Origin of the sequence: Ottowia flava, from assembly GCF_008017535.1 — a bacterium.
Taxonomy (GTDB): domain Bacteria; phylum Pseudomonadota; class Gammaproteobacteria; order Burkholderiales; family Burkholderiaceae_C; genus Ottowia; species Ottowia flava.
Map to the genome: position 1 here is coordinate 78,560 of NZ_VRUA01000012.1, position 14,000 is coordinate 92,559.

13 protein-coding genes are annotated in these 14,000 nt (G+C 67.5%); 11 read left to right on the plus strand and 2 right to left on the minus strand.

Annotated features, from left to right (window positions below):
- Window positions 1-13: 13 nt before the first annotated feature.
- Window positions 14-970, minus strand: coding sequence for an AEC family transporter (locus FVQ98_RS12975; RefSeq protein WP_147913872.1), 957 nt, complete (start codon window positions 968-970; stop codon window positions 14-16).
- A gap of 254 nt (window positions 971-1,224) precedes the next feature.
- Here FVQ98_RS12975 and ribBA point away from each other — a divergent pair, with 254 nt between their 5' ends.
- From ribBA to FVQ98_RS13025, 10 genes are all read left to right on the plus strand, one after another.
- Entirely contained in the window at window positions 1,225-2,364 is a 1,140-nt protein-coding gene (ribBA, locus tag FVQ98_RS12980) for a bifunctional 3,4-dihydroxy-2-butanone-4-phosphate synthase/GTP cyclohydrolase II (RefSeq protein WP_147913921.1), read from the plus strand.
- Between the two features lie 18 nt (window positions 2,365-2,382).
- Window positions 2,383-2,853: a 6,7-dimethyl-8-ribityllumazine synthase gene (gene ribH / locus FVQ98_RS12985; RefSeq protein WP_147913873.1), complete on the plus strand. Its 471-nt coding sequence runs from the start codon at window positions 2,383-2,385 to the stop codon at window positions 2,851-2,853.
- Window positions 2,850-3,374 carry a transcription antitermination factor NusB gene (gene nusB, locus FVQ98_RS12990; RefSeq protein WP_147913874.1) on the plus strand — a complete coding sequence of 175 codons (525 nt, stop codon included), beginning with the start codon at window positions 2,850-2,852 and terminating at the stop codon, window positions 3,372-3,374. Before ribH ends, nusB begins: the two co-directional genes overlap by 4 nt.
- A gap of 4 nt (window positions 3,375-3,378) precedes the next feature.
- Entirely contained in the window at window positions 3,379-5,232 is a 1,854-nt protein-coding gene (locus tag FVQ98_RS12995; RefSeq protein WP_147913875.1) for a polysaccharide deacetylase family protein, read from the plus strand.
- Window positions 5,233-5,266: 34 nt separating this feature from the next.
- Complete coding sequence (locus FVQ98_RS13000; RefSeq protein WP_147913876.1) at window positions 5,267-6,484, plus strand: pyridoxal phosphate-dependent aminotransferase; 1,218 nt, start codon at window positions 5,267-5,269, stop codon at window positions 6,482-6,484.
- Window positions 6,485-6,497: 13 nt separating this feature from the next.
- Window positions 6,498-6,923 (plus strand): YbgC/FadM family acyl-CoA thioesterase, encoded by a 426-nt coding sequence (locus FVQ98_RS13005; RefSeq protein WP_147913877.1) that lies wholly within the window; start codon window positions 6,498-6,500, stop codon window positions 6,921-6,923.
- On the plus strand, window positions 6,920-7,639 hold the full coding sequence (gene tolQ / locus FVQ98_RS13010; protein WP_147913878.1) for a protein TolQ: 720 nt from the start codon (window positions 6,920-6,922) through the stop codon (window positions 7,637-7,639). The genes FVQ98_RS13005 and tolQ overlap by 4 nt, the downstream gene beginning before the upstream one ends.
- Before the next feature lie 4 nt (window positions 7,640-7,643).
- On the plus strand, window positions 7,644-8,054 hold the full coding sequence (locus FVQ98_RS13015) for an ExbD/TolR family protein (protein WP_147913879.1): 411 nt from the start codon (window positions 7,644-7,646) through the stop codon (window positions 8,052-8,054).
- A 10-nt stretch (window positions 8,055-8,064) separates the two neighbouring features.
- Window positions 8,065-9,261: a cell envelope integrity protein TolA gene (tolA, locus tag FVQ98_RS13020; RefSeq protein ID WP_147913880.1), complete on the plus strand. Its 1,197-nt coding sequence runs from the start codon at window positions 8,065-8,067 to the stop codon at window positions 9,259-9,261.
- A 224-nt stretch (window positions 9,262-9,485) separates the two neighbouring features.
- Window positions 9,486-10,049: a redoxin domain-containing protein gene (locus FVQ98_RS13025; RefSeq protein ID WP_187265726.1), complete on the plus strand. Its 564-nt coding sequence runs from the start codon at window positions 9,486-9,488 to the stop codon at window positions 10,047-10,049.
- A gap of 384 nt (window positions 10,050-10,433) precedes the next feature.
- Here the strand turns inward: FVQ98_RS13025 and sbcB are convergent, their stop codons facing one another.
- Window positions 10,434-11,879: an exodeoxyribonuclease I gene (gene sbcB / locus FVQ98_RS13030; protein ID WP_147913882.1), complete on the minus strand. Its 1,446-nt coding sequence runs from the start codon at window positions 11,877-11,879 to the stop codon at window positions 10,434-10,436.
- 393 nt (window positions 11,880-12,272) lie between these two features.
- Here sbcB and FVQ98_RS13035 point away from each other — a divergent pair, with 393 nt between their 5' ends.
- Complete coding sequence (locus tag FVQ98_RS13035) at window positions 12,273-13,838, plus strand: glycosyltransferase family 39 protein (protein WP_187265727.1); 1,566 nt, start codon at window positions 12,273-12,275, stop codon at window positions 13,836-13,838.
- The last annotated feature ends 162 nt before the right edge of the window (window positions 13,839-14,000 follow it).

A 14,000-nucleotide genomic window follows, 5' to 3' on the forward strand; every position in this document is an offset into this window, starting at 1 on the left:
CCGGTCGCACCCCTCAGTTCCAGCGCGCCAGCAACGCCATGGTGATCGAGATGGTCACCACTGCCATCGCGGTGGACACCGCCACCGACGCGGTCACCAGCTCTTCGGCCTTGTGGTAGCGCTGCGAGAACAGGAACACGTTGGCGCCCACCGGCAGCGCGGCCGCCACCACCATCACCGACAAGGCCAGGCCCGACAGGCCGAACGCCCAGCCCGCCAGCGCCATCAGGATCGGGTGAACCACGCACTTCAGCACCGACACGCGCAGCGCGCCACGCAGCTGGCTGCCGATGGCCGTTTGCGCCAGCGTCACGCCGACCAGCACCAGCGCGACCGGACCGAAGGCATCGCCCAACAGCTTTAGAGGCCGCTCGACCACCGGGTGCAGCCCCCAGCCTGTCAGCGAATACAGAAAGCCCGCAATGATCGGCAGCGGCACCGGGTGCAGGATGGCGTTCTTGATGGCCAGACCCACCGTCGCCGCCAAATGGCGCTGTGGCGCCTGGCCGCTGGCCGCCTGCTCGCGCGCCACCAGCAGCTCGATCACGATGGTCGCCAGCGTCAGCAGCACCAGGGCGTGCATGGAGATCAGCGTGAACAGGTTGACCAGCCCAGCCTGCCCGTAGGCCAGCTGCACCAGCGGCACGCCGATCATCAGCGTGTTGCTGAAAATCGCGGCCAGCGCCACGACGGCCGACCGGCTGTTCAGGCCCTGGATGAACAGCAGCACGAAAAACATCGCCCCGGCCACGATGTAGTACAGCGCGACCGAGCGCAAATCCAGCCGCTCCAGGTGCGCGGTGGCCATGGTGCGAAACAGCAGCGCCTGCACCAGCACGAGGAACACCAGGTTGGACAGGTCGCGCACCGCCTCGCCGCGGATCAGCTTCAGGCGCCCGGCCGCAAAACCGATGGCGATCAGCAGCACCACGGGCAGCAGCGAGGAAAGGACAGGGTGGTCGAGCGACATGGGTCAGGCGGTCAAAGTGCGGGATTTATAAGCGAAATCGCCCATTCATGATGACTGGTCTGCGCAACCAGCTATTGTTTTACTAGCGAACAGCTTGATGGCCCCGTCAGGCCACATGCCCTCCCCTGCCCGGCCAGGGTGCCAAAGGGCGGATAATGGCGGACTTGCCTGCCGACGCCGCACCGCGACGCGCCGGCCAACGCGCACCGCGCCACCCGCTGGCACCCGCTGGCACCCGCCTGCTGAACACCGCCATGAACTCCCCTCTTGCCTCCGCTGACCCCGCAGTAGCCGGCATTTCGCCCGTGGAAGACATCGTTGCCGAGCTGCGCGCCGGCCGCATGGTCATTCTGGTCGACGAGGAAGACCGCGAGAACGAAGGCGATTTGATCCTGGCCGCCGACCACGTCACACCCGAAGCCATCAACTTCATGGCGCGCTTTGGCCGCGGCCTCGTGTGCCTGACGCTGTCGCGCGAGCGCTGCGAGCGCCTGAACCTGCCGCCCATGGTGGCCCGCAACGGCACCAAGATGGGCACGGCCTTCACCGTGTCGATCGAGGCGGCCGAAGGCGTGACCACCGGCATCTCGGCCGCCGACCGGGCCCGCACTGTGCAGGCCGCCGTGGCCGCCAACGCCAAGCCCACCGACCTGGTGCAACCCGGCCACATCTTCCCGCTGCAGGCGGTGGATGGCGGCGTGCTCATGCGCGCCGGCCATACTGAAGCCGGCTGCGATCTGGCGGCCATGGCCGGGTGCGAGCCCGCCGCCGTGATCTGCGAGATCATGAAGGACGACGGCACGATGGCCCGCCTGCCCGATCTGCAGGTGTTCGCCGCCGAACACGGTCTGAAGATCGGCACGATTGCCGACCTCATCGAATACCGCAGCCGCACCGAATCGCTGGTCGAGAAAGTGGCGTCACGCCCCATCCGCACGGCGCACGGTGAATTCGTCGCCCACGCCTACCGCGACCAGCCCAGTGGCAGCCTGCACCTGGCCCTGGTGCTCGGCCAGTGGGCGCCCGACGAGCCGGTACCCGTGCGCGTGCACGAACCGCTCTCGGTGCTCGACGCGCTGGAACTGGACCGAGGCATGCATTCCTGGAGCCTGGACGCCGCACTGCAGCGCATCCAGCAGGAAGGCCGCGGCGTGGTGGTGCTGCTGAACTGCGGCGAAACGGCCGAGCAGCTGTTGGCGCAGTTCCAGGGCACGGCGCGCTCGTCGCACGCACCGGAGCGTGGCCGCATGGACTTGCGCAGCTACGGCATCGGTGCGCAGATCCTGCGCGACTGCGGCGTGCAGCGCATGCTGCTGCTGGGCACCCCGCGCCGCCTGCCCAGCATGGCCGGTGGCTACGGACTGGATGTGGCCGGCCACATCACCAAGGACTGAACGGATCAAAGGACGGCCATGCTTGGCGCTGACAAAGGACAAACCCAGGCCCTCGACGGCCAACACCTGCGCATCGGCGTGGTGCAGGCGCGCTTCAACGAAGGCGTGACCAACGCGCTGCGCGACGCCTGCCTGGCCGAGCTGGCCGTGCTGGGCGTCAAACCCGAACAGATCGTGCACGTCACAGTCCCGGGTGCGCTGGAAGTGCCGCTGGCGCTGCAGGCGATGGCGCGCAGCGGCGACGGGCAGTTCGATGCGCTCATCGCGCTGGGCTGCATCGTGCGCGGCGAGACCTACCACTTCGAGCTGGTCGCCAACGAGTCCGGCGCGGGCGTGACGCGCGTGTCGCTGGACAACGCCGTGCCGATCGCCAACGCCATCCTGACGACCGAAAACATGCCCCAGGCCGTGGTCCGCCAGGTGGAAAAGGGCCGCGACGCCGCCCGCGTGGCGGTGGAAATGGCCCTGCTGCAGGAGCGCCTGGCATGAGCACCGCACCGGCTTCCCGCCCGCCGCGCGCTGCAACGCCTGCCAATGGCACCCGCAAGTCCTCCGCCAAGTCGGCTCGTTCGCGCGCGCGCGAATTTGCGCTGCAAGGCCTCTACCAGCATTTCGTGGGCGGCAGCGACGTCGCCGTGATCGACGCCTTCACGCGCGAGTTGCAGGGCTTCAGCAAGGCCGATTCGGTGCATTACGACGCCCTGCTGCGCGGCTGCATTGAGCTGAAAGACGACCTGGACGCGCTGATCGTGCCCAAGCTCGACCGCGAACTGGGCCAGATCTCGCCGATCGAGCACGGCTGCATGTGGATTGGCGCTTACGAATTCCTGCGCTGCCCCGACGTGCCCTGGCGCGTGGTGCTGAACGAATGCATCGAGCTGGCCAAGGACTTCGGCGGCACGGACGGCCACAAGTACGTCAATGCGGTGCTGAACGGCATCGCGCCGCAGCTGCGTCCAGCCGAGGTGGCTGCCGACCGCGGCGCCAGCCAGCCCCGCCCCAACGCCTGACACCATGCGCCGCGCGCTGATCGGCCTGGTGGCCGCTGTCGCGCTGGTGTTGGGCGGCCTGATCGTATCGCGCCTGCTCGACCCCGCTGTGCGCATACCGGGGGTCGCGGGACCGTCAGCCATCACGCCCCTGCCCGCAGCACCGGCCGCAGCCTTGCCTGATGCCTTTCCCGCCAGCGGCGGAACTTCTGCACTGGCCCTATGGGTCACCGACCCCGACAGCGACTGGTTGAGCCTGGCGTTCGGCCTGCGCAGCATCGGCGTGCCCTTGGTCGTCACCACCGAGGCCGCCCGCGCCACCCAGCACACCGTTGTCCTCGCCTATCCGCGCGTGTCGGGTCGAACAGTCTCCGCCGCAGCGTCGATGGCCTTGCGCCAGCATGTGCAGGCGGGTGGCACGGTGATCGGCTTCGAGGTGCTGGGTGCCGGCCTCGCGGACGTGTTCGGACTGACGTCCGTGCAGGAAGGCGCCGAGCGGCGGCAACTGCGCTTCGAGTCGCCTGGCGCGCAGCGTTGGGGCTTTGACGCACCGCAAGAGCGCGAGATCCGCTTGGGCACCGCCCAGGCACCGCTGCGTGGCGTTGGCCTGCAAGCCGCGCCGGCTGCGCGCGTGCTGGCGACATTCGAAGACGCCAGTCCGGCCCTGCTGGAGCACCGCCACGGCAAAGGTCGTGCCTACACCTTGGCTTTCGACGCGGGCGCCTTCATCGCCGGCGCGCAGCAAGGTCGGCGCGCGCTGTGGCAGGAATACATCAACAGCTACGAGCCCGCGGTTGATGTCCTGCTGCGCTGGCTGAAAGCCGTTTACCGGGAAGGGCAGCCCTCCGCCGTGACGCTGGCCACCGCGCCGGAAGGCCGCGCCCTGTCGGTCGTGCTGTCGCACGATGTGGATTTCAGCGGATCAATGCGCAACGCTCTGGACTACGCGCGCAGCGAAGCCCGCCAGAAAGTGCGGTCTACCTTCTTCGTGCAGACTAAGTACGTGAAGGACTGGAGCGATGAGCGCTTCTTTGACGCTAATGGCTTGGCGCTGGCGCGCGAGCTGCAGGCGTTAGGCGGTGAACTGGCCAGCCATTCGGTGGCCCACACGCCCGTGTTTGCGACGGTACCGGTGGGCACCGGCGAAGAAATTTATTCTGACTACACACCCTATGTGCAGTCCAAGGAAAAGACGCGCGGCGCCACGGTGCTGGGCGAGTTGCGCATCAGCCAGATGCTGCTTGAACAGGCCTCGGGCGGCCGCAAGGTGGACAGCTTCCGGCCCGGTCATCTGGCCTATCCGAAGTCCTTACCCGAAGCGCTACAGGCGACAGGCTACCGTTTCAGCTCGTCCGTGTCATCCGGCATGGCGCTGAGCCACCTTCCGTTCCAGTTGAGCCACCAGCGCGAGGGGCGTGCACCCGTCGCGGTTTTCGAGTTCCCGATCACGCTGGAGGACGAGCGTGTGCGCCCCATGGACACAGTGCTGTTGCCGCAGGCGATCAAGGTGGCGGACCGGTTGGCGCGCTACGGCGGCCTTTGCCTCGTGCTGATCCACCCCAACGTGCTGGACGACAAGCTGCGCTTTCAGGAAGCGTTTGTCACCGCCATGCGCGAGCGTGGCGCATGGTTCGGCACGGTTGGTGAATTCGGCGCTTGGTGGCGGGCACGCGATGCTGTTCAGATCGACGTCACGCCTGGAGACTCCACGAGCGCGCCGCACCTGCGAATTCACGCGCCGGAGGCGATTCGCGGCCTGGCTCTGCAATTGCCTGAAGGTTGGCGCGCACCCTTGGCCAGCGGCCGCAATGCAGCCCATGGCTGGGTGATGGACTTGCCCGCCGGGCCAACACAGATTGTCTTGGAACGCGCCCACTGAATGCCTGCCAGTCGCGCAGTGCTCTAATCGCCGCATGAGAATTTCCGCCCGCGCCCAGCGCATTGAGCCGTTTTACGTGATGGAGATGGCCAAGTCGGCCAACGCCATTGCCCGCGAAGCTGCCGGCAGCGACCGGCCCATGATCTACCTGAACATCGGCGAGCCCGATTTCACCGCGCCGCCGCTGGTGCGCGAGGCGGCTGAACGCGCCATTCGCGACGGGCGCACGCAGTACACGCAAGCCACTGGCCTGATGCCGCTGCGCGAGCGCATCAGCGACTGGTACGCGCAGCGCTTCGGCTTGCAAGTGCCGGCGCGCCGCATCGTGGTGACCGCAGGCGCTTCTGCGGCCCTGCAACTGGCCTGCCTGGCGCTGATCGACGCCGGCGACGAAATCCTAATGCCGGACCCCAGCTATCCGTGCAACCGGCAGTTCGTCAGCGCCGCCGAAGGCCGCGCCGTGTTGCTGCCTGCGACGGCGGCGGAGCGCTTTCAGCTCAGCGCCGAGAAGGTCGCCGACGCCTGGGGAGCGCGTACGCGGGGCGTGATGCTGGCGTCGCCCTCCAACCCGACCGGCACCTCGATCCATCCCGACGAGCTGCGCCGCATCCACGACGTCGTGACCGAACGCGGTGGCATCACCCTGGTCGACGAGATCTACCTGGGCCTGAGTTACGAAGACACCTACAGCCACAGCGCGCTGGGCCTGTCGGACGACATCATCAGCATCAACAGCTTCAGCAAATACTTCAACATGACCGGCTGGCGCCTCGGCTGGCTGGTGGTGCCGGACGCGCTGGTCGACGTGGTCGAGCAGATCGCCCAGCACCTGTTCATCTGCGCCAGCACGGTGTCGCAGTACGCCGCGCTGGCCTGCTTTGAACCCGACAGCCTGGCCGAGTACGAGCGCCGCCGCGCCGAATTCAAGGCGCGCCGCGACTGGTTCGTTCCCGCACTGCGCGAGCTGGGCCTGGATGTGCCGGTGACCCCCGACGGCGCCTTCTACGCCTGGGCCGATTGCAGCCGCGCATGTGACAAACTGTTCGCCTCTCGCTCCGAATACAATAGCGGCATGCAGACAGCAGGCAGCTGGGAATTCGCGTTTGAGCTGATGAAGCGTGCGCATCTGGCGGTGACGCCGGGGCGCGACTTCGGCCATGCCGACACGGCGCGCTACATCCGCTTTTCCACCGCCAATGCCATGCCGCAGCTGGAAGCCGCGGTGGCCCGTCTGCGCGAGGTGCTGGCGTAAGGGACCGGGGCCGATGGCTTTTGAGTTGCCCATCCGCGTCTACTGGGAAGACACCGATGCCGGTGGCATCGTCTTCTACGCCAATTACCTGAAGTACTTTGAGCGCGCCCGCACCGAATGGCTGCGTGCGCTGGGCATCGGCCAGTGGGCGCTGCGCGAGGAAGCCGGCGGCATGTTCGTCGTGGCGGACGCGGCTCTCAAATACCGGCGGCCCGCCCGCCTGGACGATGAACTTCTGGTCACCGCCCAACTCCAATCCAGCGGCCGGACGGCCCTAGTGGTCCAGCAGCAGGCTTGGTTGAAGCCCGGCACGGTAGCGGCCGACGCCGCGCAACCTGCCCTGCTGTGCGAAGGCAGCATCCGCATCGGCTGGGTTGAAGCCGAATCCATGAAGCCGGCGCGCATCCCGTCCGCCATCCTAGAAAAGTTAAATCCATGAACCAGGACATGTCCATCCTCCAGCTGGTCTTGCACGCCAGCTTCACCGTGCAGTTGGTGATGCTGGTGCTGCTGATCGGCTCCATCGCCAGCTGGGCCGCGATCTTCCGCAAGCTGCGCTCGCTGAAGGAAATCAAGGCGCAGAACGACGAATTCGAGCGCGAGTTCTGGTCCGGCACCAGCCTGAACGACCTGTACGCCGCCGCCGCGCAGAACGCGCGCCAGGGCGGCCCGATGGAACGCATCTTCGCCAGCGGTATGCGCGAATACCAGAAGCTACGCGAACGCCGCATCGCCGACCCCGGCACCCTGCTCGACGGTGCGCGCCGCGCCATGCGCGCGAGCTTTCAACGCGAGATGGACGCCACCGAATCCAACCTGTCCTTCCTGGCCTCGGTCGGCTCCATCAGCCCTTACGTCGGCCTGTTCGGTACCGTGTGGGGAATCATGCACGCCTTCACCGGCCTGGCCGGTCTGCAGCAGGTGACGCTGGCGACGGTGGCGCCGGGCATTGCCGAGGCTCTAGTGGCGACGGCGCTCGGCCTGTTCGCCGCCATCCCGGCGGTCGTGGCATACAACCGCTTCGCGCGCGACATCGACCGCATTTCGATCAAGCAGGAAACCTTCATCGAAGAGTTCTCCAACATCCTGCAGCGCAACCTCGGCGTGCACACGCCGCCAGCCGGCCCGGCCACGGGCTCGCCCACCGGATACTGAGGCCATGCCCAACGTCAGCTCCCGCGGCCGTGGCCGCCGCGCCATGAACGAAATCAACATGGTGCCCTTCATCGACGTGATGCTGGTGCTGCTGATCATCTTCATGGTCACGGCCACCGTCATCACGCCGGGCAGCATCAATATCCCGACGGCTGGGCAGTCCAGCAAGACGCCGGACAAGCGCATCGACGTGCTGATCGACAACGAAGGCAAGCTGTCGTTGGGGGGCGAACTGAAGGAAAAAGACATCACCGACAAGGAAGCCATTTCCGCGATCAAGGCTGCCCTGTCCGACAACCCCGAGATGCCGGTCATGATCGCCGCCGACAGCGAACTGCGCTACCAGCAGGTCATCACCATGATGAAACAGCTGCGCGAAGCTGGCGTGCAGCGCGTCGGCCTGTCGGTGAAGTAAGGCGCCGCCCGTGAACGCCAGCACCGCCGAGCGCAACGAATTCGCCCCACCGCCCCAGCGCGGCATTGGCCGTGCGCTCACGCTGGCGTTGATCGCCCACCTGCTGCTGATCCTGGCGCTGACCTGGGGCCTGAACTGGAAGCACGAAGCCACCGAAGACGCGGTGGAGGCCGAGCTGTGGTCCCCGACCGCGCAGTCCGCTTCGGCCAAGGCAGCGCCCAAAGCGCCCCCCCCTCCGCCGCCACCGGTCGAGCGCGCGGTGCCTCCCCCGCCGCCACCCAAGCCCGATCCCAAGCCGGAAGTGAAGGCCCCCGCCCCCAAACCGACACCACCGCCGAAGCCCGAGGTGGACGAAGCGCGCGACGCCGAGATCGCCCTCGCCCAGAAGAAGAAAAAAGAGGACGAAGCGCGCAAGCTGGCGCTGGCCAAGAAAGAAGCCGAGCGCAAGCGCGAGGAAGAAAAAGAGCGCCGCGAGGAAGAGAAGGAGAGGCGCGAGCGCGAAAAGGAGAAGGCCGAGGAAAAACGCGAACTGGCGCAGAAGAAAGCGGCCGAAGAGAAGAAGCGCAAGGACGAAGAGCAGCGCAAGCAGGCCGCTGCTGAAAAGAAAAAGGAAGAAGAAGCCGAGCGCCGCGAAGCCGCGGCCGAAGCCAAGAAGAAAGCCGAAGCGGAAAAGCAAGCCAAGGCCAAAGCCGAGGCCGCCGAGAAGGCGAAGGCAGAAGCCAAGGCCGAGGCCGCCGAAAAAGCCCAGGCCGCCGCCGACGCCAAGAAGGCCAAGGCCGAAGCCGCGGCGCGCGACGCCAAGGAATCGGACGCCCGTCGCAAAGCCGAACTGGCGCGCATGGCCAAGATGGCCGGCAGCGCGGATTCGGATGGCGGAACGGCCGCTGGCAAAGGCAAGGGCGGTGGCAACACCGGCGGTCAGGACGAACGCGACGCAGGTCCCTCGGCGGGCTATGCGGGCCGTATCCGCGCCGCGGTGCGCCCGAACATCGTGTTCACGGACGACGTGCCCGGCAACCCGCGCACCGTGGTGGAAGTACGCACGGGGCCGACCGGCACCATCATCAGCGCCCGCGTTGTGAAATCCAGCGGCGTGAAGTCCTGGGACGACGCCGTGCTGCGCGCCTTGGACCGTACCGAAAAGCTGCCGTCAGACGGCGGTCGCTACTACAACCCGCTCGAAATCGCATTCAACCGGCGCGACTGAGGCCTTGGGCGAATGCCCGAGTGGCGCGCTCACGCACCTCTTGCCGCAGCCTGTTTGGGCGGAACTTCGGCGCCGACCGGGGACCTTACGGAACGCGAGGCGCGGCTAACGACAAGGCGTCGGGGCATCACCCTTGTGTGCACACGACCGGCTCGAACGGTTACGGCTGCGGACTCGCGCCAACGCCAACGCCACCGCAGCCAGCGCCCTCCCCGAAACCCACGATGACCGCCGCTTCCCCCCTTCCCAGCTCTCCGCCGCGCGCGGGCCTTGCCGCCCGCATGCGCCGCTGGCTCCCCAACCTGCTGATGGCCTTGGCCATCCTGGTCGGCTTTCAATGGTGGCAGACGCGCCACGTGCCCAGCGGGCCGGCGCCGGACTTTGACGCGCTGGCGGTCAGCACCCAGCCTGGTGTGACGATGTCGTTGGCGCAATGGCGTGCAGCGCACCCGGGCCGGCCGGTGGCGCTGCACTTCTGGGCGGAATGGTGCGGTATCTGCCGCATGGAAGAAGGCAACGTCAGCCGCGTGGCGGCCGACTGGCCGGTACTGACCGTCGCGATGAGCTCCGGCGACGTCGCCAACGTCGGCCGCGTGATGGCTCAGCGCGGCCTCGACTGGGCCACCGTGATCGACCCGCGCGCCGACATCGCACGCCGCTACGGCCTGGGCGCCGTGCCAGCGCTGGTGGTGGTCGCGCCGGACGGCCGCATCAGCAGCACCAGCGTCGGCTACACGACCACGCTGGGCATGCGCGCGCGGCTGTGGTGGGCAGCCTGGCGGGCTTGAAGATCAGGCTGGCATCGACCGTCATATCTTAAGAAAATAGCCATTCGGCCCTACAACCACTTGCGCAAGCAGCTTCCAGATCGATAGCAATTAACTTTCCGATATCGCTCGCAACCGGTTGTCGGTCGAGGCAGTTGCGGGCGAACCTCTGATCCGCGCCGACTTCTCCATGGGAAAAAAACACGCAACGCTGATGCGAGGCGTCTGCCTCGCTGCCTGCCATCCCAACGCTAATGTGGCGCTACCCAATCCGGTCATGGAAGGACCATCACACGCCAAGGACTGTTCGAACCAGCCCTTGCCTCGTCGGTTCTTCTGGGAAAACCCATCTAACCACCGCGAAAAAAACGCCCCCGACTGCGCTGCAGAGAGCGCATCAAGCGATCACGCGTCGGGCGCCGATGCCTCGCCCCATTCATACAGCGCTTCCAGAATACTGTGGGTGCGCTCATCGTCGGCCGATTCGGCCAGGGCGTCGATGCGGTCAAACAATGCCTGCACCGTGAGTGCTCCGCCTTCGCCCTCCAGCAGACGCGCAACGCGGTGCGCTTGCCAGCGCTCGGCGTCGGCTTCATTCAACGTGTCCGGGAAATTGCGGGCGCGGTAGCGGAACACCAGCTCGGCCAGGCGCGGGTCGTCAAAGCCGGTGCGGTCGCGCGCCAGTTCATCGGGCGACAGCCCGAGCAGCGTCTCCAGCCGGCGGCGGTCGTTGTTGCCGACGAAGCCGCCGTACAGGTCTTCGTCGACGTCCAGCGGCTCGCCACGCGGGCGCTCAAACACGGCGGGCCACAGCGCACTCAGGTCGGGCAACGCGCGCAGCGTGTCGGCGTGGTGCGCGGCCTGAGCCATGTCGATGCCCCAGCGTTCGGCCAACTCGGGCCGCAGCGTCTTCAGGCTGCTGACGACGATGGGCGATTTGTTCAGGTGCACGCCCTTGATGGGCAGGCGCGTCACGCCCTCCGGCAGCTCGGCGTTGGGCGTAAACAGGCGCTCGCGCACTTGGTCGGGTTGCAGATCGGCCAGTTCGGCGGGGTCGGCGGACAGGTCCCAGGCCAGCAATTCGTTCTTGTTGGTCGGGTGCATGGCCAGCGGCCACATCACGGCAACGCAGCCGCGCGCGGCGCCGAACATGCCGCTGATGTGCAGGAAGGGCCGCGCGTCGCGCAGCGTGCTGGGCAGGCCCAGCTCCTGCGCGACGCGCTCTTTCTTTCGCAGTGACAGGCAGAAGTCAAACAGCTTGGGCTGGCGCTCGCGCAGCAGGCGGGCCAGTGCGATGGTGGCGCGCACGTCGGACAGCGCGTCGTGCGCCGCCTCGTGCAGCAAGCCATTGGCGGCGCTGAGCTTTTCCAGGCGGAAGCTGGTCTGGCCGTCGTCGCCGACCGGCCATTCGATGCCCTCCGGGCGCAGCGCGTGGGCGGCGCGCACGACGTCCAGCAGGTCCCAGCGTCCGCAATCGTTCTGCCACTCGCGCGCGTAGGGGTCGCGCAGGTTGCGCCACAGCAAGAAGCGCGTGACCTCGTCGTCAAAGCGGATCGAGTTGTAGCCGACGCCGATGGTGCCGGGCTCGGCCAACAGGGCCTGAATCCGGCGAGCAAATTCGTGTTCGGGTACGCCTTTGGCCGCGCATTCCTGCGGCGTGATGCCGGTGATCAGGCAGGACTCGGGTTCGGGCAATGCGTCGCTGGCGGGCTGGCAGTACAGCATCACCGGCTCGCCGATTTCGTTCAGTTCGGCGTCGGTCCGGATGGCGGCGAACTGCGCGGGCCGGTCGCGCCGCGGGTTGGCACCGAAGGTCTCGTAGTCGTGCCAGAGGAAAGTGGGCGTGCTCATGGTGGCGCGAGCATAACCGCCGACCACAGGCGAGCGCAGCGTTGGCGCCAAGGACTGCACTTTTGATAGCTGCTCGCGCAGATGGCACCGGCGCTGGAGCCCGATATTACCCAGAATAGGCTAACGCATTGTGACGGTACCCCGGCGGTGGCACGCACTGTCACGCCACCTGGCGCTACGCGGGGTGATGACGGGCCATGTCGAGCAGGTGTTTGTGCCATGCCGCGAACGTTCTTCCATGTGTTTTTCCGAAACAAATCAAGCTGCAGCGATTGCCCCGCCGGCGTAGGTAGCTATGTTTGGTGTAGCAAAATGCATACTATATGCAGTAATAGATTGCACCCAGGGCGACGTTCGCGCGATCCCGCGCCGCGGCGTCGCCCAAGCTCCGCCATGCCCACCGCCTTGTCCGAACAGCCTGCCCCGCCCCCCTGCGGCGGCGCGGGCGTGCGCTGGACGTCGCCGCTGACCTGGTTGCTGGCGTGGGCCACCGCCGCCACCGTCGCGCGGGTGCTGCTGTCGTCTGCCGTGATGTGGGACCAGGCGGAACAGCTGGTCTGGGCGCAGTCGTTGGCCTGGGGCTATGGCCCGCAACCGCCGCTCTACACCTGGCTGCAGTGGGGCGTGAACGCGCTGCTGGGCCCCAGTGTGCTGGCGCTTGCCGTGGTCAAGCACGCGCTGATGGTGCTGACCTTCGTCTTCCTCTACGCGGCAGCACGCCAGATCATGCCGCGAAGCAGCGCCTGGCTGTCGGCGCTCGGCATCGTCTGGTTGCCGGGCATGGGCTGGGAGGTGTTGCGCGATCTGACGCACACGGTGCTGGTCACCTGCACGGTGGCCGCCACCTGGTGGTTGCTCTTGCGCCAGGTACAGCGGCCCACGCGCGCCGGGTTCGCCTGGTTGGGCCTGGCAATGGGCGTGGGGGTGCTGTGCAAGTACAGCTACGTGCTGATCGCGGGCGCTGCGGTGCTGGCCGCCTTGAGCCTGCCCACGCCGCGCCGCGCGCTGCTGGGCCGCGGGTGGTGGCTGGTGCCGCTGGTGGCGGCGCTGCTGGTGGCCCCGCACGCGCAATGGGTGCTGGCGCATTGGGACGACGCCACGCGCAGCACCGTCGACAAGCTGCGCCCGCCCGACATGGGCGTTGGCTGGTCGGCCCTGCTCGGCGGTCTGGGCGACTTCTTCAAGGTCTTCGTGCTGGGCGCTCTACCCTGGGCAGCGATGGCGGCATGGGCCTTTGGCGCGCCTGCTTGGGCAGGGCGTGCCGACGCCGAAGCGCCAGCAGCGCACGCCGCTCCCTGGGCACCGCAGCTGTTGCTGCGCTACCTGCTGCTGATCGGCGCCGCCCTGCTGGGCATGGTGCTGCTTGCCGGCGTGACCAAGCTGGACGGCCGCTGGATCCATCCGATGGTGCTGGTGCTGCCGATGGCCGCGTTCGCCTGGCGCCCTGGGCTGGGCGCGCAACCGCGCGGCGAGCGCCGCTACCTGATCGCCGTCGCTGGGATGGGCTTGCTGGTCTGGACGATGAGCCTGCTCGACCCGCTCATCGACGCTCGGCGCGGCCGGGAAGACCGACACAACTGGCCCGTGTCCACGCTGGAGGCCCAGCTGCGCGCCGCCGGCTACGACGGCCACAGCCCCATCATCGCCAGCCGCCACATCGCGGGCGGCCTGCTGCGCAGCCGCTTTCCCCAAGCGCCGGTGACCGTGTGCGATATCGAGTTGTGGGGCGCCGAGCTGTGCGTGCTGGACGCCGTGCGCGCGCTGCGCCAGGAGGGCACCGGCTGGTGGATGATCGCCATCGAGGACGCGGGGCCCCGCGCCTGGTGGCGGACCACGACCCGCGCGATGGACTTTCCGACCCAGCCCCCAACGGTGCGCCTGCCGTTTCGCTGGGCCCGCCAGGGACAGCCGACCTTGCTTGTGCAGTACCTGCCGGTGGCTGCAAAAGGCGGACCGTGACTTAGGCGCCCCCCGCCGGGGATTCCGCCGCATGGCAGTGCTTGCGCTCGCGAAAACACGAAATCCTTCTCTCTCGAGTTGACGCCGCCACTTCCACAAAAAAGCCAGCGAGCCCTCCGGCCCGCTGGCTGATCTGTGCCGCATTTGGCGCGGCCGACCTGA